19 protein-coding genes are annotated in these 17,962 nt (G+C 72.3%); 9 read left to right on the top strand and 10 right to left on the bottom strand.

From position 1 onward, the window contains the following. Positions 1-90 precede the first annotated feature (90 nt). The 7 genes from GT045_RS07725 to zapE all read right to left on the bottom strand — a co-directional run bounded on the left by GT045_RS07725 (position 91) and on the right by zapE (position 7,654). Entirely contained in the window at positions 91-933 is an 843-nt protein-coding gene (locus GT045_RS07725) for a polysaccharide deacetylase family protein (protein WP_161294494.1), read from the bottom strand. Between the two features lie 93 nt (positions 934-1,026). Then, positions 1,027-2,580: an FAD-dependent oxidoreductase gene (locus GT045_RS07730; protein WP_161333707.1), complete on the bottom strand. Its 1,554-nt coding sequence runs from the start codon at positions 2,578-2,580 to the stop codon at positions 1,027-1,029. Between the two features lie 28 nt (positions 2,581-2,608). Continuing rightward, positions 2,609-3,610: a slipin family protein gene (locus GT045_RS07735; RefSeq protein ID WP_237538426.1), complete on the bottom strand. Its 1,002-nt coding sequence runs from the start codon at positions 3,608-3,610 to the stop codon at positions 2,609-2,611. A gap of 107 nt (positions 3,611-3,717) precedes the next feature. Next, a complete protein-coding gene (locus GT045_RS07740; RefSeq protein WP_161333708.1) occupies positions 3,718-5,196 on the bottom strand; it encodes a SulP family inorganic anion transporter in 1,479 nt (492 codons plus the stop codon). Positions 5,197-5,204: 8 nt separating this feature from the next. Further along, on the bottom strand, positions 5,205-5,783 hold the full coding sequence (locus GT045_RS07745; protein WP_161333709.1) for a carbonic anhydrase: 579 nt from the start codon (positions 5,781-5,783) through the stop codon (positions 5,205-5,207). Positions 5,784-5,868: 85 nt separating this feature from the next. Continuing rightward, positions 5,869-6,264, bottom strand: coding sequence for a hypothetical protein (locus GT045_RS07750; protein WP_161294487.1), 396 nt, complete (start codon positions 6,262-6,264; stop codon positions 5,869-5,871). A gap of 286 nt (positions 6,265-6,550) precedes the next feature. Beyond that, positions 6,551-7,654, bottom strand: a complete 1,104-nt coding sequence (zapE, locus tag GT045_RS07755) for a cell division protein ZapE (RefSeq protein ID WP_161333710.1) — start codon at positions 7,652-7,654, stop codon at positions 6,551-6,553. A gap of 36 nt (positions 7,655-7,690) precedes the next feature. On the opposite strand from zapE, the gene GT045_RS07760 reads away from it, so the two are divergent. The 8 genes from GT045_RS07760 to GT045_RS07795 all read left to right on the top strand — a co-directional run bounded on the left by GT045_RS07760 (position 7,691) and on the right by GT045_RS07795 (position 14,719). Then, positions 7,691-8,503, top strand: coding sequence for a pyrimidine reductase family protein (locus GT045_RS07760; RefSeq protein WP_161333711.1), 813 nt, complete (start codon positions 7,691-7,693; stop codon positions 8,501-8,503). 129 nt (positions 8,504-8,632) lie between these two features. Next, positions 8,633-9,115, top strand: a complete 483-nt coding sequence (locus GT045_RS07765) for an indole-3-glycerol phosphate synthase (RefSeq protein ID WP_345942575.1) — start codon at positions 8,633-8,635, stop codon at positions 9,113-9,115. A gap of 97 nt (positions 9,116-9,212) precedes the next feature. Further along, positions 9,213-10,604: a UDP-N-acetylmuramate--L-alanine ligase gene (gene murC / locus GT045_RS07770; protein ID WP_161333712.1), complete on the top strand. Its 1,392-nt coding sequence runs from the start codon at positions 9,213-9,215 to the stop codon at positions 10,602-10,604. Positions 10,605-10,627: 23 nt separating this feature from the next. Beyond that, positions 10,628-11,035: a peptide-methionine (R)-S-oxide reductase MsrB gene (msrB, locus tag GT045_RS07775; RefSeq protein ID WP_161294481.1), complete on the top strand. Its 408-nt coding sequence runs from the start codon at positions 10,628-10,630 to the stop codon at positions 11,033-11,035. 123 nt (positions 11,036-11,158) lie between these two features. After that, positions 11,159-12,295, top strand: coding sequence for an ABC transporter ATP-binding protein (locus tag GT045_RS07780; protein WP_161294479.1), 1,137 nt, complete (start codon positions 11,159-11,161; stop codon positions 12,293-12,295). Then, positions 12,292-12,945 carry an ABC transporter permease subunit gene (locus GT045_RS07785; RefSeq protein WP_161294477.1) on the top strand — a complete coding sequence of 218 codons (654 nt, stop codon included), beginning with the start codon at positions 12,292-12,294 and terminating at the stop codon, positions 12,943-12,945. Before GT045_RS07780 ends, GT045_RS07785 begins: the two co-directional genes overlap by 4 nt. Further along, entirely contained in the window at positions 12,942-13,610 is a 669-nt protein-coding gene (locus GT045_RS07790) for an ABC transporter permease (RefSeq protein ID WP_161294475.1), read from the top strand. Before GT045_RS07785 ends, GT045_RS07790 begins: the two co-directional genes overlap by 4 nt. A 149-nt stretch (positions 13,611-13,759) precedes the next feature. Then, the gene (locus GT045_RS07795; RefSeq protein WP_161333713.1) at positions 13,760-14,719 is read left to right on the top strand and encodes an ABC transporter substrate-binding protein; all 960 of its coding nucleotides are present in this window, start codon (positions 13,760-13,762) and stop codon (positions 14,717-14,719) included. Between the two features lie 70 nt (positions 14,720-14,789). Here the strand turns inward: GT045_RS07795 and GT045_RS07800 are convergent, their stop codons facing one another. From GT045_RS07800 to GT045_RS07810, 3 genes are all read right to left on the bottom strand, one after another. Continuing rightward, positions 14,790-15,245 carry a TerB family tellurite resistance protein gene (locus GT045_RS07800; RefSeq protein ID WP_161333714.1) on the bottom strand — a complete coding sequence of 152 codons (456 nt, stop codon included), beginning with the start codon at positions 15,243-15,245 and terminating at the stop codon, positions 14,790-14,792. Positions 15,246-15,392: 147 nt separating this feature from the next. Next, positions 15,393-15,854, bottom strand: a complete 462-nt coding sequence (locus GT045_RS07805) for a DUF6114 domain-containing protein (protein WP_345942576.1) — start codon at positions 15,852-15,854, stop codon at positions 15,393-15,395. Positions 15,855-15,859: 5 nt separating this feature from the next. Continuing rightward, the gene (locus GT045_RS07810) at positions 15,860-16,555 is read right to left on the bottom strand and encodes a DUF6230 family protein (RefSeq protein WP_161294496.1); all 696 of its coding nucleotides are present in this window, start codon (positions 16,553-16,555) and stop codon (positions 15,860-15,862) included. A 621-nt stretch (positions 16,556-17,176) separates the two neighbouring features. Between GT045_RS07810 and GT045_RS07815 the strand changes: the two genes are divergently transcribed. After that, on the top strand, positions 17,177-17,827 hold the full coding sequence (locus GT045_RS07815) for a Tat pathway signal sequence domain protein (protein WP_161294470.1): 651 nt from the start codon (positions 17,177-17,179) through the stop codon (positions 17,825-17,827). Positions 17,828-17,962 lie beyond the last annotated feature (135 nt).

The following is a 17,962-nucleotide window of genomic DNA, read 5'->3' on the forward strand; positions in this document are numbered from 1 at the left end:
GGGGCGGCCCTGCTCGCGGCCGCGGCCTTCGCCGCCGCGGCCTGGCTGAGCAGCCGCCGGTCGCCCTGAGCCGCCTGCGGGGCGGGACGGTCAGCGGTGTCCGCCGCTCTCGCCGATCAGCTCGGAGACCTTCACGAACCGGTAGCCCTGCTTGCGCAGCTCCGGTACGACCGAGCGGACGACCCGCTCGGTCGTCGGGGCGGCACTGCGGGTGCAGTGCATGATGACCACCGATCCCGGCTTCACCCCGTCGAGCACCTGCCGGGTGACCGCGTCGGCGTCCGTGGCGAACGCGTCCCCGCTCACCACGTCCCACTGCACCGCCGTCACCCCGAGCCCGCTGAGCGCCCGCAGCGCCCGCTGGTCGTAACAGCCGCCGGGGAAACGGAAGTAGGGCATCGCGTGCGGTACGCCCGCGGCGCGCAGTGAGGTGTACGCCCGCTGCACGTCCGCCCGCATCCCGTCGGCGCCGACGGTCGGCAGGCCGTAGCAGTCGCCGGTGAACGCGTAGTGGCTCCAGGAGTGGTTGGCCACCTCGAACTGGGGGTCGTGGCCCAGGTCGCGGGCCTCGGCGGGGTACTGGTCCGCCCATCTGCCGGTCATGAACACCGTCGCCGGCACCTTCAGTTCACGCAGCGCGGCGATCAGGCCGGGGTTGTCGAAGTGCTCGCCGGAGGCGGCCCGGGGCCCCTCGGCGGCGGTCATGTCGGCGTCGAAGGTGAACGCGACCGTCTTGCCCCGGTCGCGCGGGCCGTGTTCGAAGACGGGGGTGAGCCCGCCGGGGCCCGGCGCGAGCACCGGTGGCCGGGCGGCGGACGGCGAGGCGGACGCGGAGGCGGCCGGCCCCTGGTGAGCGGGGCCGGAGGTCCCGCAGGCGGTGACCGTGGCGCCCAGGACGCAGGCGGCGGCGAGTCGGCGTGTCAGTGGGATCATGGGGCGAACGTAAGTAGGGAAAGCTGTTTATATGATTATTTAGGGCGGGACACGACGGCCCCATCACCCGCGTGGCGGGGCCGCCCGCGCCGGTCAGTCGCCCGTTCGGCCCCCTTCCGTCGGCCGGTCGAGGGCGCGTCGCTCCAGCGGCTTGAGCGCGGGGCCCTGGAGCACCTCGCCGTCGACGCCGAAACGCGAGCCGTGGCAAGGGCACTCCCAGGCGCGCTCGGCGCGGTTGAAGGAGACCAGGCAGCCCAGATGGGTGCAGCGGGCGGACACGGCGTGCAGGGCGCCGTCCTCGTCCCGGTACGCGGCGAGCCGCTCACCGCCGGACCTGACCAGTGCGCCGTCGCCGGGCGCCAGGTCGTCCACCGAGACCGGCGGCTTCAGCCGGTCCCCCACGAAGTGCCGGGCCACCTCCGCCTGCGTCTTGAGCAGCGACGGGGCCTCGCGCACCACCGACTTCAGCCGGCGCGGGTCGTACAGCTCGCGCCAGGCGCACTCCCGGCCGGTGATCAGGGAGGTCAGCAGCCGCCCCGCCATGATGCCGCCGCTCAGCCCCCAGCCGCCGAAGCCGGTGGCGACGTAGGTGTGCCGGGCGCCGGGGTGGAAGGGGCCGATCAGCGGGACGGTGTCGGTGGACTCGTTGTCCTGGGTGGCCCAGGCGTGGTCCAGGGCCACCCCGGGGAAGTGCGCCCGGGCCCAGGCGGCGAGCCGCTCGAAGCCGGCCCGCGGATCGCCGGTGCCGGGGGTGAAGTGCTCCCCGGTGACCACCAGCAGCCGCTGCCCGTTCTCTCCGTAGGGCGCGGTGCGCACCGAGCGGGTGTTCTCGTCGGGCGTGATGTACATGCCGTCCGGATCCGGGCCGTCGCCCAGCGGACCGGCGACGACCAGCTCCCGGCGCGGGGAGAGCCGGGCGAACAGCAGGGCCCGGTCGAACACGGGGTAGTGCGTGGCGAGCACAACGTCCCGGGCGGTCACCGTGGCGCCCGACTCGGTCGTCAGCCGGCACGGCTCGCCCTCCGTCAGACCGGTGACCCGGGTCCCCTCGTACACCTGACCGCCGCGCGCGATCAGATCGGCGGTGATCGCCCGCAGGTACTTGACCGGATGGAACTGCGCCTGCCCGGTCACCCGGACCGCGCCCGCCACCGGGAACGGCAGCCCCGTCTCCGTGGTGAACACCGCCGGGAGTCCCGCCTCCCGCGCGGCCTCCGCCTCCGCCCGCACCTCCTCGGCCCGGTCCCGGCCCCGGACGTAGGTGTAGGCGTCCCTGGTCTCCCACTCGCACTCGATGCCCAGCTCCGCCACCAGCGCCGCCGCGTGCTCGATCGCCTCGGTCTGCGAACGGGCGTACAGCCGCGCCCCGTCCGGCCCGCGGGTGCGCCGCAGCCGGTCGTAGACCAGGGTGTGCTGGGCGGTCAGCTTCGCCGTCGTGTAGCCGGTGACCCCACCCGCCGCGCGTCCGGCCTCCAGCACCGCCACCCGCAGTCCGGCCCGGGTCAGCTCATGGGCGGTGCTCAGCCCGGCGATGCCGGCGCCGACGACGGCCACGTCGACGTCGAGGTCCGTGTCCAGGGCGGGATGCTCCGGTCCGGGAGCGGTCCGCAGCCAGTACGAGTCCGTGATCTTCGGGTGCTCACGCATGCCCGCCGGGTACCCCGACCGCCGGGGCTCACATGCGCTCCGGCCCCGGAGCCGGCTCTCGCGTGGACGTGCCGGTACCGGTGCCGGTGGTCCCGTCTCCCGGCTCCGGGGCCGGAGCCTGAGCGGGTGTGCCGGTGCCGGTGGTCGTGTGTCCCGGCTCCGGGGCCGGCGCCTGCGCGGGCGTACCGGTGTCCTCGTCCCGCCGCCCGGTCCCCGTGTCCAGGCTCCGCCGGTCCGCCGGCGGCCTCGCCTCGCCGTCCGGTGCGGGCTGCTGGGCGCCCCGCTCCAGGAAGTGCAGCAGTTCCACCGGGATCGGCAGGACCAGGGTGGAGTTCTTCTCGGCCGCCACCGCCATCACCGTCTGGAGCAGCCGCAACTGGAGGGCGGTCGGGGTGTCGGCCATCTGCTGGGCGGCCTCGGCGAGCTTCTTGGACGCCTGCAGTTCGGCGTCGGCGTTGATGATCCGGGCCCGGCGCTCGCGGTCCGCCTCGGCCTGGCGGGCCATCGACCGCTTCATCGTGTCCGGCAGGGACACGTCCTTGATCTCCACCCGGTCGACCTGGATGCCCCAGCCCACCGCCGGGCTGTCGATCATCAGCTCCAGGCCCTGGTTGAGCTGCTCGCGGTTGGAGAGCAGATCGTCGAGATCGCTCTTGCCGATGATCGACCGCAGGGACGTCTGCGCCATCTGCGACACCGCGAACTTGTAGTCCTCGACCTTCACCAGCGCGCTCGCCGCGTCGACCACCCGGAAGTAGACCACCGCGTCCACCCGCACGGTGACGTTGTCGCGGGTGATGCCCTCCTGGGCCGGGATCGGCATCGTCACGATCTGCATGTTGATCTTCCGCAGCCGGTCCACGAAGGGGATGATCAGGGTCAGCCCCGGCGACCGCACCTCCCCGGCGACCCGGCCGAGCCGGAAGAGCACGCCGCGTTCGTACTGCTTGACCACGCGGGCGGCCGCCGCCAGGTACACCACACCGGCGGAGCCCACCGCCGCCACGGCCACGACCAGGTCCTCGACCATGGTGACCTCCTCGTGCAGAGGTCCGAAAAAACGTTCGCTGCTGCCACGATAGGCCCGCGGGGCCGGGATGCCGAGAGTTCCCGGCGTCCGGCCCCGCGGGCGGGCGCTCACGCCGCCGTGACCAGCTTCACCGGCTCGGTGCCCGCGGCGCTGTGCCGCGCGGCCCAGTTCCCGAGGGCCGTACGGCAGGCGTGGTCCAGGTGGTGCAGCCCGGACAGGTCGAGCCGGACCGGGCGGTCCTGGGGCAGCGACTCCAGACTGTCCAGGATCTTCGGCAGGCGCAGGAAGGTCGCGTTGCCGGACAGGGACGCCTCCACCGGGCCCGCCCCCTTGTCCACGACGTCCAGCTTGACGTGCGACGCCTCCCAGGCCGTCTTCACCACCGCCAGCGCTAGCCCGATGAGCACGCCCTCGAACATGCTGACGGCGACGATGGAGACGGCCGTGACGCCGAGGACCAGCGCCTCCCCGCGGTGCTCACGCCACAGCGCGGCCAGCGCCCGCACGGGAACCAGTTTGGCGCCCGCGTGGATCAGGATGCCCGCCAGCGCCGGGATCGGGATGTAGGCGAGCACGCCCGGCAGCAGCGCCGCGAACAGCAGCAGCCAGGCGCCGTGCAGCACCCGGGACGCCTTCGTCCGGGCGCCCGCCTGGACGTTGGCCGCGCTGCGCACGATCACCGCGGTCATCGGCAGCGCGCCGAGCAGGCCGCACAGCGTGTTGCCGACGCCCTGGGCGAGGAGTTCCCGGTTGTACTGGGTGCGCGGCCCGGAGTGCAGCCGGTCCACGGCCGCCGCGCTGAACAGCGACTCGGCGGACGCGATCAGGGCGAAGGCGAGGACCGTGCCGAGGAGCCCGACGCCGGCCAGCTCACCGAAGGCGCTCAGCGGCGGCGGCTGGACGGAGCCCAGCAGGCCCCGCACCTCCACCGTGGCCACCGGCAGGCTGAACACCAGCGTGGCCAGGGTGGCGAGCCCGACCGCGGCCAGCGGACCGGGCACCGCGCGCACCTTCGCCGGGGTGCGCCGCCACAGCAGCAGGACCGCGACCGTGCCCGCGCACACCGCGAGCGAGGTCAGGGCGCCGCTGTCGCCGAAGGCGTCCAGGAGCGCGCCGGGCAGCCCGGCGATCTTGGCGAGGCCGGAGTCGGGGGCCTTCGCCGCCAGCGCCGGGTACAGCTGCCCGGCGATCAGCACCAGGCCGATGCCGGCCAGCATGCCCTCCACGACGGAGACCGAGATGGCCCGGAAGTAGCGGCCCAGCCGCAGCAGGCCCATGGCGACCTGGAGCAGACCGGTGAGGAGCACGATCACGCCGAGCACCGGCAGTCCGAACTCCTTGACCGCCTCGAAGACGAGCACGGTCAGCCCGGCCGCCGGCCCCGACACCTGGAGGCTGCTGCCGCGCATCAGCCCGGTGACGAGGCCGCCCACGATGCCGGTGACCAGGCCGAGTTCGGCCGGCACACCGGAGGCGACGGCCACGCCCACGCACAGCGGCAGCGCGACCAGGAAGACGACGAGGGAGGCGGCGAAGTCCTGCCTCAGGTGGGGGAAACGGGATATGAGGGTGTGGTTGCTGGTCATCGGCGCGCTCACAGGGCCTCGAAGGTGTCGGTCTGCGGGCGGTGCGTCCGTACGGCGCCGGTGTGCACCTCGTAGTACCAGGCGTGCAGGTCCAGCCCGCCGGCCGCCAGCTTGCGCTCGACGCACGGGTACGAGCGCAGCCGTAGCAGCTGGGTGAGGACATGGCTCTGCACGCCCTCGGCCACCTCCGGGTCCTCGGCCGCGCCGGCCGGGCGCGGGGTGGCGTGCGCCAGCCAGTCCCGCACGGCCGGTACGGCGGTCAGGTCGTCACCGCGCACCAGCGCGCCGACGGCGCCGCAGTGCGAGTGGCCGCAGACCACGATGTCACGGACGCCCAGCACCTCCACGGCGTACTCGATGGTGGCGGCCTCGCTGGTGGGACGGTCGGGGGCGTGCGGCGGGACGATGTTGCCCGCCGTGCGCAGTTCGAACAGCTCGCCGGGGCGGGCGCCCGTGATCAGGGCCGGGACGACCCGGGAATCGGAGCAGGTGATGAACAGGACCTGCGGAGACTGGCCTGCGGCGAGTTCGGCGAACTCCTCAGGGCGCTGTCCGAAGGTACGGGCGTTGTCGATGAGGGGCTGCATGACTGTGGGTTCCTCCTGGCGCGCCTGTCTGACGCGTCGGACTCGAACAACTGATGTGGGGGGGGTGGGGAGGACGGCCCGGGTCTCAGCAGCGGAAGACCTGGAGCGCTGCCGGTGTGTGGGCTCTCGAGGGTCCGGGGGCGTGGCGGTGCGCGGCGCCGGGAATCCCCGCCGGGCCGGCCACGGCCGCCGGGCCGGGTATCAGGGGCTTGTCCTGCGCCCCGTTGGACGCCGGGCCGCGGTGCCGGTCGCGCACGTGCGGGAGGCCCACGGGGCGGTCCGGGCGGCCCGGGGTGCGGACCGTCTCCGTCCCGTCACGCGGCGCCTGCACCAGGGAGGCGATTCCGGTCTCGGTCTTGACCGGTGTCCGATCGAAAGCGTGCGCGGGTGCGAAGGTTCCCGTGGGGGTGAAGAGCTGGAGAGTGAGCAGTGTGACACCGAGCAGGACGAGCACGGTCCGGGCGGTCGCACCTCGGAACATGAGCCCCCCTCCGCTGTGTTCACGTCTCCTGTCCAGACCAAGCGATGGTCAATGGAAGGTCAAGAAACACGTTAACCCTGCAAAGTCCTTTGCAGGGTTAACTGCGCGTTACGCGCACAAGAGAGCGTGAAAAGTGCGGGTGTCGTGGCGCGAACCGGCCCTTGACCCGTGGACACCCGGTCGGGTAATGACGACCACCGCCCCGGGGGCGCCTGGTCGGATGACGGTGGCCGCCATCCCGGGGGCGCGGGCGCCCGGTCGGGCGGCGGTGGCCGCCGGGGCCGGGCTAGGCGCCGATCAGTCCCTTCGCGTCCCGGGCCAGTGCGGTCAGCCGGGATATCGCGCGGAAGTACTTCTTGCGGTAGCCGCCGTTCAGCATCTCCTCGCTGAACAGCCGGTCGAACGGCAGACCGGAGGCCAGCACCGGCACCTCACGGTCGTAGAGCCGGTCGGCGAGGACGACCAGGCGCAGCGCCGTCGACTGGTCCGGCACCGGCTGCACACCGGTCAGGCAGACCGCCCGCACCCCGTCGGTCAGCGCGCCGTACCGGCTCGGGTGCACCTTGGCCAGGTGTTCCAGCAGGTGCGCGAAGTCGTCCAGCGAGGCGCCCTCGGTGGCGAAGGCCGTCTTCATGACGTCCTCGTCGGAGAAGGGTGCGGGAGCCTCGGGCAGGCCGCGGTGGCGGTAGTCCTCGCCGTCGATGCGCAGGGCGCGGAAGTGGGCCGACAGGCCCTGGATCTCGCGCAGGAAGTCGGCGGCGGCGAAGCGGCCCTCGCCCAGCTTGCCGGGCAGCGTGTTGGAGGTGGCGGCGAGCGCCACACCGGCCTCGACGAGCTTGCCGAGCAGGGTCGACACGAGGACCGTGTCACCGGGGTCGTCCAGCTCGAACTCGTCGATGCACAGCAGGCGGTGGCCGCTGAGGGTGCGCACGGTCTGCTGGAAGCCGAGCGCCCCGACCAGGTTGGTCAGCTCCACGAAGGTGCCGAACGCCTTGAGCGCGGGCTCGGCCGGCGTGGCGTGCCACAGCGAGGCGAGCAGGTGGGTCTTGCCCACGCCGTAGCCGCCGTCGAGGTAGACGCCGCGGGGGCCGGCCGGGAGCTTGGGGGTCTTCGCCCTGCCGAACCCGAGGAAACCGCGCTTCGCCCCGCCGACGGCGTGGGCTCCGCCGAGGCCGGCCGCGAAGCCTTCCAGCACCCGTACGGCCTCGGACTGGCTGGGCTCGCGGGGGTCCGGGACGTAGGTGGCGAAGCGGACCGAGTCGAACCGCGGCGGCGGCACCATCTCGGCGACCAGCCGGTCCGCGGGGACGTGCGGCTCACGCGCGCACAGCGACACAGGGCCGGCGTCCGGCAGCGGGCCGGATCCGGGGGCGGGGGTGGAGGACGACACAGTCATCCACTCTAAGCGCCGTGTCACACTGCACGAATGCGACGCCTCTTCCCTGTGACCGAAGGAACAGCGGCCCAGGCCCCCGCCGGGGCGGGCCCGGCGGCCGGGGCCGCGGCGGACCGGGAGTGGGGCCTCGCCGAGCTGGCCGCCGCCTACGCCTACCCGGAGCCCGCGCCGGGCGCCCCGCGGCCGTGGCTGCGGGCCAACATGGTCTCCTCGCTCGACGGCGCCGCCCAGCACGAGGGCCGCTCCCAGCCCATCTCCAGCGCCGCCGACATGCGGATCTTCGGCACGCTGCGGGCGCTCGCCGACGTGATCGTGGTCGGCGCGGAGACGGTGCGGCAGGAGGGGTACCGCCCCGGCCGGGTGCGCGCGGAGTTCGCCGGTGCCCGCGCCGCCGCCGGCCAGACGCCGGTGCCGGCGATCGCGGTCGTCACGGCGAGCCTGGAGCTCGACTTCACGCTGCCCCTGTTCACCTCGCCCCTGGTGCCGACGCTGGTCCTGACCGGGGCCTCGGCCGCTCCCGACCGGGTCGCCGCCGCCGAGAAGGCCGGCGCCCAGGTGGTGATCGCGGGTGAGGGCATGGGCGTGGAGCCCGTGCGCGCGGTCCAGGCCCTCGCGGGCCTCGGCCACACCAGGCTGCTCACCGAGGGCGGTCCACGGCTGCTCGGCCAGCTGATCGCCGCCGAGGTGCTGGACGAGCTGTGCCTGACCGTCTCGCCGACGCTCACCGCGGGCGGTGCGCAGCGCATCGCCGGGGGGCCGTCGGTCGCCGTGCCGCACCGGTTCGCGCTCGCGTCCCTGCTGGAGGAGGACGGTTTCCTGTTCGGCCGCTACCGTCGTCCCTGAGACCGGTCGAATCTACCGTTCCGGATATCTTCCGACGGGCACACTAAGTCCGGCAGTACCCGTGCGATCACGGGGAAGGATGGTTTCCGCAGGGGCCCGGCCGGGCCCTCTAAGGAGAAGAGGCGCCTGGTGTTCACAAGCGTTCTGATGATCGAGAAGGCCCTGACGACCGCCGACGTGGAGTTCGTCACCACCTTGCACGGGGACGAGCCCGTCTTCTTCCACGTGCTGCTCCAGCCGCGCGGCGACCAGGCTGACCGGCTGCTGCGGGCCATCGACGACATCGCGCTCGGCGAACTCGACGAGGCGGTCCGCGAGGGGGAGACCCCGGAGGGCACGGAGGCGCTGGGCGTGGGGCAGCAGGCCCTCGACGTGTCGCTCCAGGCGCTGCGCGCCGCGGGCAGCGAGGCGGAGGGGCGACTGGTCGAGGACCACCCGCTGGACGCGCTGAAGGCGCTGGTGGGCGAGGTGGACGCCGACGAGGTGATCGTGCTGACGGACCCGCACTACGTGGAGGAGTTCTTCCACCGGGACTGGGCGTCCCGGGCCCGGCACAAGGTCGGGGTGCCGGTGCTGAAGCTGTTCTCGCACAGCAAGGCGCAGCCGGAGTGAGGGCCGGGCGGGACCACCCGTGCCCCTTGCGAGGTGACGCCCGCCCCAGCACATAGGCTAGGCGTGCTCAGCCCGTACCGTCTCTGGGGAGAAACGCATGGCACCCGCCCTTCCTGCCGCCATGGACCGACCGCATTTCATCGGCATCGGCGGCGCCGGGATGTCGGGCATCGCCAAGATCCTCGCGCAGCGCGGGGCGAAGGTGGCCGGCAGCGACGCCAGGGAGTCGGCGACCGCCGAGGCGCTGCGGGCGCTGGGCGCGACCGTGCACATCGGACACGCCGCCGGGCACCTCGCCGACGACGCGAGCTGTGTCGTCGTGTCGTCGGCGATCCGCGAGGACAACCCGGAGCTGGCCCGCGCCGCCGAGCTGGGCATCCCGGTCGTGCACCGCTCCGACGCGCTCGCCGCGCTGATGACGGGTCTGCGCCCGATCGCGGTGGCCGGCACCCACGGCAAGACCACCACCACCTCCATGCTGGCGGTCTCCCTGACCGAGCTGGGCCTGCGGCCCTCGTACGCCATCGGCGGCGACCTGGACGCGCCCGGCTCCAACGCGCTGCACGGCGAGGGCGACCTCTTCGTCGCGGAGGCGGACGAGTCGGACCGCAGCTTCCACAAGTACGCGCCCGAGGTCGCCATCGTCCTCAACGTCGAGCTGGACCACCACGCCAACTACGCCTCCATGGACGAGATCTACGAGTCCTTCGAGACGTTCGTGGACCGGGTCACCGAGGGCGGCACCCTGGTCGTCTCCGCCGACCACGAGGGCGCCCGGGAGCTGACAAGGCGCGTCGGCGCGGGCCGGGTGCGGGTGGTGACCTACGGCGAGGCCGAGGACGCCGACGTCCGCGTGCTGTCGATCGTCCCGCAGGGACTGCGGAGCCGGGTCACCGTGGTGCTGGACGGACAGGAGCTGACCTTCGGGGTCTCCGTGCCCGGCCGGCACTACGCGCTCAACGCGGTCGCTGCGCTCGCCGCCGGTGCCGCCGTCGGCATCCCGGCCGCCGAGCTGGCGCCCGCGCTCGCCGCCTACACCGGTGTCAAGCGGCGCCTGCAGCTCAAGGGCGAGGCGGCCGGTGTGCAGGTGATCGACTCCTACGCCCACCACCCGACCGAGATGACGGCCGACCTGGAGGCCATGCGGGCCGCCGCCGGTGACGCCCGCATCCTCGTCGTCTTCCAGCCGCACCTGTTCTCCCGCACCCAGGAGCTGGGCAAGGAGATGGGGCAGGCGCTGGCCCTGGCCGACGCCTCGGTGGTCCTGGACATCTACCCGGCCCGCGAGGACCCGATCCCCGGTGTGACCAGCGAGCTGATCATCGACTCCGCGCGCGCGGCCGGCGCCGACGTGACCGCCGTGCCCGACAAGACCCGGATCCCGGAGACGGTCGCGGGAATGGCGAAGCCCGGTGATCTCGTTCTCACCATGGGCGCGGGTGACGTGACAGACCTGGGCCCGCTGATCCTGGACCGCCTGTCGCAGTGAAGCAGTGAAGGGGCTGAGTACTCATGTCGTACGACGTCGAGAAGCCGGACGAGCAGTGGCGCGCGGAACTGACCCCGGCCGAGTACGCCGTGCTGCGCCAGGCCGGCACCGAGCCGGCCTTCACCGGTGAGTACACGGACACCAAGACCAAGGGTGTGTACTCCTGCCGTGCCTGCGGCGCCGAGCTGTTCACCTCCGACACCAAGTTCGCCTCGCACTGCGGCTGGCCGTCCTTCTACGACCCGAAGGACACCGACGCGGTGGAGCTGATCGCGGACCGCTCCCACGGGATGGTCCGCACCGAGGTGCGGTGCGCCCGGTGCGGCTCCCACCTCGGGCACGTGTTCGAGGGGGAGGGGTATCCGACCCCGACCGACCAGCGGTACTGCATCAACTCGATCTCCCTGCGGCTGGCCCCCGCGCAGGACTGAGCCGGCCCGCCGTCGACGCCGGCCGGGGCACCGTCCTCGGCCGCCAAAGCGCTGAAACACTCGCGGTCTAGACTCTCCCCGGAGCAGGCCAGCATCGGTCGGACCCGAAGGATACCCGGCGTTTTGATACGGATAGATTCAGTCACGAAGCGGTACCCGGACGGCACGGTCGCGGTCGACCGGCTGTCGCTGGAGATACCGGACCGCGCGATCACCGTCCTCGTCGGGCCCTCCGGCTGCGGCAAGACGACGACCCTGCGGATGATCAACCGGATGGTGGAGCCGACGGAGGGCAGCATCCACCTCGACGGCCAGGACATCCGGCAGCAGCCGGTCAACACCCTGCGCCGGTCGATGGGTTACGTCATCCAGAACGCCGGTCTCTTCCAGCACCGCACCATCCTCGACAACATCGCCACCGTGCCCCGCCTGCTCGGCCGGTCCAAGCAGCAGGCCCGGGCCCGGGCGGCCGAGCTGATGGAGCGGGTCGGCCTCGACTCCGCGCTCGCCAAGCGGTACCCCTACCAGCTCTCCGGCGGCCAGCAGCAGCGCGTCGGCGTCGCCCGCGCCCTCGCCGCCGACCCGCCGGTGCTGCTGATGGACGAGCCGTTCTCCGCCGTCGACCCCGTCGTCCGCAAGGGACTCCAGGACGAACTCCTGCGCATCCAGGACGAACTGGGCAAGACCATCGTCTTCGTCACGCACGACATCGACGAGGCGATCAAGCTGGGCACGAAGGTCGCCGTGCTGCGCACCGGTGGCCGGCTCGCCCAGTTCGCCCCGCCCGCCGAACTGCTCAGCGCGCCCGCCGACTCCTTCGTGGAGGACTTCCTCGGCGCCGACCGCGGCATCCGCCGGCTGTCCTTCTTCCCGGCCGACGGCCTGCGGCTGCAGACCGCGCCCGTGGTACCGCTCGACGCCGACGCCGGCCGGCTCGCCTCCGCGGGCACCGCGCCCTACCTCCTCGTCACCGACCCCGACGGCAGGCCGCTCGGCTGGAGCGAGCCGGACCGGCTCACCGCCGGGGCGATCGACCGGGAACGACTCCTGGACTTCGGGCGGCCGTTCGTGCCCGGAACCGACTCGCTGCGCACCGCGCTCGACGGCGCGGTGCTCTCGCCGACCGGATGGGCGGTCGCGGTGGACGGCGAGGGCCGCGCGGTCGGTGTCGTCTCCCAGCAGGTCATCGGCGAGGCGATCCGCGAGGCCCACGGCCGGGTGGCCGAGGACGCCGCCGCCGAGGTGAAGGCCGGGCGATGAGCGGCTTCTTCGACCTCCCGAGCGACCTCCAGCACAGCTACCTCGGCCTCGTCGGCCTGCATCTGCGCGAGGCGCTGCTGCCGGTGCTCGCCGGACTGCTGATCTCGCTGCCCGTGGCGCAGCTGTGCGTGCGGTTCCGCTGGATCTACCCGCCGGTCCTCGGTCTCACCACCGTGCTCTACGCCATCCCGTCGCTCGCCTTCTTCGTCGTCCTCATCGACTACTTCGGCCAGAGCGAGACGACCGTCATGGTCCCGCTCGCGCTCTACAGCCTGGTCGTGCTGGTCCCGGCGATCGTGGACGGCGTCCGCTCGGTGCCACCGGAGACCCTGGCCGCCGCCCAGGCCATGGGCTTCGGCGCCGTACGCCGCTACTTCCAGGTCCAGTTGCCCATCGCCGTACCCGCCATCATCGCCGGGCTGAGGGTGGCGACCGTCTCCAGCATCTCCCTGGTCAGCGTCGGGATGCTCATCGGCAACCAGGGCGCCCTCGGCAACATGCTGTACGACGCCCAGACCTACGACCGCCCCGCCCTCGCGGTGAACTCGGTGCTGACCATCGCGGTGCTGGGCATCCTCGCCGACGCCGTGCTGGTCGCCGTACGTCTCCTCCTCACTCCCTGGATGCCGAGGAAGGGTGCCGGCCGGTGAACGTCCTGAACTTCGCGCACGCCTTCTTCAGCGACAGCGCCCACTGGCACGGGTACGACGGCATACCCACGCGGTTCACCGAGCACGTCAGGTACTCGCTGGAGGCCCTGCTGATCGCCGCCGCGATCGGGCTGCCCGTCGGCCTGCTCACCGGCCACTACGGGCGCGGCGGCAACGCCCTCGCCCTCATCGCCACCGCGGGCCGGGCGCTGCCCAGCTTCGGTCTGCTGGTGCTGATGTTCATCTGGATCGGCTTCGGCCTGCTGCCGGTGATGATCCCGCTGGTGGTGCTGGCCGTCCCGCCGATCCTGGTCACCGCCTACGAGGCGGTCCGCTCCGTCGACCCCTCCCCGGTGGACGCCGCCCGGGGCATGGGGATGCCCGAGGCCCGCGTGCTGCTGCAGGTGGAGCTGCCGGTCGCGCTGCCCCTGATCCTCAGCGGCCTGCGCACCGCGGCCATCCAGATCGTCTCCACGGCCACCATCGCCGCGTACGTCAGTCTCGGCGGCCTCGGCCGGTACATCATCGACGGCCTCTACCAGAAGGACTACGAGAAGGTCGTCGGCGGCGCCACCCTCGTCGCCGGCCTGGCCCTCGTGACCCTGGGCGTGTTCTGGGCGGCGTCCCGGCTCACGGTCTCACCGGGGGTGCGGCGCAGCGGCTGACGGCACCGTCCGACGTGTCGGCCGGCTCCCCTTTCATCAAGAATGCGTTACAAAGGGACCGCTCCGCATGCGCAAGTGACCACAGATCGAGGCCAATCGGTGATATGTGGCACTTGACTGACCGAGAACCGGCTGGATTGGATCGTCGGGTGACTTCAACAACCCACATCAGCAGGTCCATCCGGTGGAGCCGAGGCGCGGCGGTGGTCGCCCTCGCGGCGGCTACGGCTCTGCTGGCGGGCTGTTCCTCCGACGACGACTCCGGCAACCCCCTGACCGGCGGGGGCAAGGCGAGCGGCGACAGCGTGGTCGTCGGGTCCAACAACTTCCCCGAGAGCACCCTGCTCGCCGACATCTACGGCGAGGCCCTCAAGGCCAAGGGGATCAAGGTCACGTACAAGCCGAACATCGGCAGCCGCGAGACCACCTACGGGCTGATCAAGAGCGGCTCCCTCTCGGTGATGCCCGAGTACAACGGCGCCCTGCTGGCCTACCTCGACCAGAAGGCCGCCCCGAAGACCCTCGACGAGACGACGAAGGCCGTCACCGCCAAGCTGGACCCCGGGCTCACGCTCCTGGCCCCGTCGCCGGCGCAGACCAAGGACTCCGTGACGGTCAACGCGGCGACGGCGAAGAAGTACCACCTCACCGAGAAGTCCTCCATCGCCGACCTGAAGGACGTCGCCGAGGACCTCGTCATCGGCGCCTCGCCGGAGTTCCAGACCCGGCAGCAGGGCCTGGTGGGCCTGAAGTCCGTCTACGGCCTGGAGTTCAAGTCCTTCAAGGCGCTGGACGCCGGCGGCCCGCTCACCCAGGCGGCGCTGAAGAAGGACGCCGTCCAGGTCGCGGACATCTTCACCACGGACCCGGACATCACCACGGAGAAGTGGATCGTCCTGCAGGACCCGAAGAACCTCTTCGGCTTCGAGAACGTCCAGCCGCTCGCCCACAAGGGCGCGCTGACGAAGGAGGGTGTCGCCGCGCTCGACGCCGTCTCCGCCAAGCTGGACACCAAGACCCTGCTGGAGCTGGACACCCAGGTGCAGGCCGGCCACAAGGACCCGCTGGACGTCGCCAGGACCTGGCTGCAGTCCGCCGGTCTCGGCTGACACCCGGCCGCGACGACGGCGAGGGCGCGGCCGGCGCGTTCGGCCGGGCCCTCGCCCTCCCGCGGTGTGCTCAGAGGTCGAACTCGTGCGGCGGCAGGTCCAGCGTGAAGCACGCCTCACGGACCACGGCCTGCTCGTCCTTGTCGAAGTCGCCGTCCGCGCCGCCGATGACGATGCCGATCTGGATCACGGCCCGCGCCTCGGCCGGCTTCTTCTTCGCCTTGGCGATCTCCTGCAGCACGCTCACCTTGCCGAAGGCGAAGTCGGCCGTCAGCTTGTTCAGGTTCTCCTCGAAACGGCGCCGCAGGTCGTCCGCCGGGAAGTTCTGCAGCACCTCGTTGGTGGCGATCAGCTGCGCCACCCGCTGCCGCTCCGAGGGATCCACCGTCCCGTCGGCGGCGGCCACCAGCGCGCACATCGCCATGCTCGCGTCGCGGAAGGCGCCGCTCTTCAGGTCGTTCTTCTTCGCCATCAGCTGGGTCTGCATCTGCGACGCCGACTCCTTGACGCGGTCCCACAGGGCCATGTCCACTCCTCGTATCGGCCGCCCGGAGCCCCACGGCGCCCGGCGACAACTTCTACAGCACCGTAGAAACTAGTGGGGCGGCCGGAAAGTTCCGCGGGTCCGCGGCGGGGGAGAAGAGGCGGCGGTGACGACGGCGCCCGGACACCGTCAGGCAGCCTCCTCCACGCCCCGCGGCCGTCCGGCGGCCGGAGCCTGTGCCGCGGCCTTGGCCTGCCTGCGGCGTGCGCGGCGGCCCACGCGCGGTTCCTGGTCCGGGAGCCAGCCGAAGGCGAGGCAGCTGCCGGTGACACCGAGGAGCAGGCCGAGGAAGAAGCCCCCGAGGTTCGAGGTGACCCAGCTGCCCAGGGAGACCAGGACGCCGGTGATGGAGTAGAAGAGCCGCTGGGTGGGGTTGAAGAGGATCAGCAGCCCCAGCAGCACCATGAGGCCGGGCAGCAGATAGCCGGCCAGACCCTGCATGCCGATGTGCAGCACGACCTTCAGCGAGGCCTTCTCCGTGAGCAGGACCTCGCCGCCGCCGAGGGCGAGCAGCAGCCCGCCCCAGAACGGCCGGCGGGCCCGCCATCCGCGGAAGGCGGGCCCCGGTCCCGGGCGAGGACGGTCCGGCACGGCGATCAGCAGCCCTTGTCGCTGAAGCCGAGGTGGAGGCCCGGCAGCTTGAACACGCCCGCCGTGGTGGCGTAGTTCGTCTGCCGCAGATCGGCGATGCGGACGGTGTCGGCCTGTTGGCTGAAGACCCCGAGCGGGCCCTTCACGCCGGCCTTGTCCAGCGTGCTGGCGTCGTTGCCGATCTCGATGTGGTTGAACGCCGCGTTTCCGGACAGCACGGTGGAGTCGGTGGTCAGGTCGGTCGCCGACACCTTGTCCTTGCCGCCGCCCGCGGTGATCAGCAGGTTGGTGCCGCCGAGGTCGACGCTCTGGCACAGTTTCGTGAGCGTGGCGCTCTTGATGGCGGAGGTGACGACGAGCACCTGACCACCGGTGTCACCGGCGTTCGGGCTGCCGTCCGCCATGTTGTCGAGCGCGCCGAACTGCTCGAACCCGGTGCCGTTCAGCTCGGTCGCGGTGACCGTGAACGGCATGCCGGAGATGGCGAACTGCACGCCCAGCGCGCCCTGCGCGGTGAGGACCGCGAGGCCGGCGGCGATCAGGGTGGCGGGCACCGCCATCACCGCGGCCCGGCGGGCCCGGACCCGCCCTCGGCGCTCGCCGCCGGTGCTCCCGGCGGTGTCGGGGACTTCGGACGGGGTGTCGCTCCCCGGGTTCTCGGGGATGTTGCCGGCGGACGGGACGTCCGGGGACGAGGCCATGTCTGCTCCCATGGGCATGGATCAATGCGGGTTGGGCTTCAGTGGCGCGGTGTCCTGGCGCGGACAGCGGACGCCGCGCACGCCTCCTCGCGACTCCCGGTGGATGCAAGGGCTTTCTCGTTACGCGGCAGTAGCCTCCGAGGAAGTTACCGCCGGTTACTTTGAAGGGTCAAGGGAGATGTGGAAAAAGGGTGCGGGATGTGCGCGAGGCGCGACCACATGCCACAACTCGCCTTTGCAGCCTTGACGTTGACGTCCAGTCAGGTCTACAACTTCCCCTGTTTCCACGGATCCGTGGCGCCGGATCCGGCAAGCGGCACCAGCCGCCTCCACGGCGCAGGCAACGGCCGTGTTCCCGGCCCGTCATGGCAACCGCTCCACCGTGCGGCCCGGCTCCGGCAGGATCGCGTTCCCTCGTTTCCGCCCTGCCCGGCCGCCCCCTTGTCCGGCCCGGCCGGAGGTCTTCCCCCGAGGCCTTCGGCCGGTGCCCGGTGTGCCGCCGTCGCGGGTCCGTGGCGTACGGAGAAGGCGCTACGGACCCGCGCCGGCGGCACCGCGCGCACCACCGTCACCCCCCACCTCACCTCATCCGCCACCCCACCTCGGAAGAGAGGCACCCGCATGCGTACGCGCTCCCTCCTCGCCTTCGCCGGCGCAGCCACCGCGCTCGCCCTCGCCTGGGCCACCCCGGCCTCCGCGGCCGGCACGGTCCTGACCACCGGCAGCACCGGCGGTACCGCGGTCGCCGTCGGTGACACCCTCACCGCACCCCTGGCGACCGGCACCGCCGCGACGTTCTACTCCAGCGCGACCGGCACCAGCGGCGTCAAGTGCACCGGCTCCCAGTTCACCGCCAAGGTCACCGGCAATCCCACCGCGCCCGGTACGGCCACCGAGTCCGTCACCGCGCACACCTTCAACAGCAGCACCTGCACCAGCAACGTCACCGGCGTCCTCGGGGTCAACGGCATCACCATCAACAACCTGCCCTACTCGGCGACGATCACCTCCAGCGGCACCCTCACCGTCTCGCCCCCGAGCGGCTCCGTCATCCAGGCCACGGTCCAGCTGCGCACCCTGCTCGGCACCGTCACCTGCGTGTACCAGGCGCCCGGTCTGAGCGGCAAGGCCGACAACGCCGACAGCAGCATCGCCTTCACCAACCAGCAGTTCACCAAGACCTCCGGCTCGTCGCTGTGCTTCGCCAACGGCTACTTCACGGCCAAGTACGCGCCCGTCACCGACGGAGGTGTCCGCGTCTACGTGAACTGACGCACCACCGCGCCCGGTTCAGTGCCGTCGTAGCCGCAGCGCGAAGGCGGCGCCCCCGGTGAGCACCAGCACCGCGGCGGCGCCGCCCGCCAGGCCCGAAGGCGCCGAACCGCCGTGCGCGGGCGCCCCCGCTGC

The organism is Streptomyces sp. SID486 (genome assembly GCF_009865385.1).
Lineage (GTDB): Bacteria > Actinomycetota > Actinomycetes > Streptomycetales > Streptomycetaceae > Streptomyces.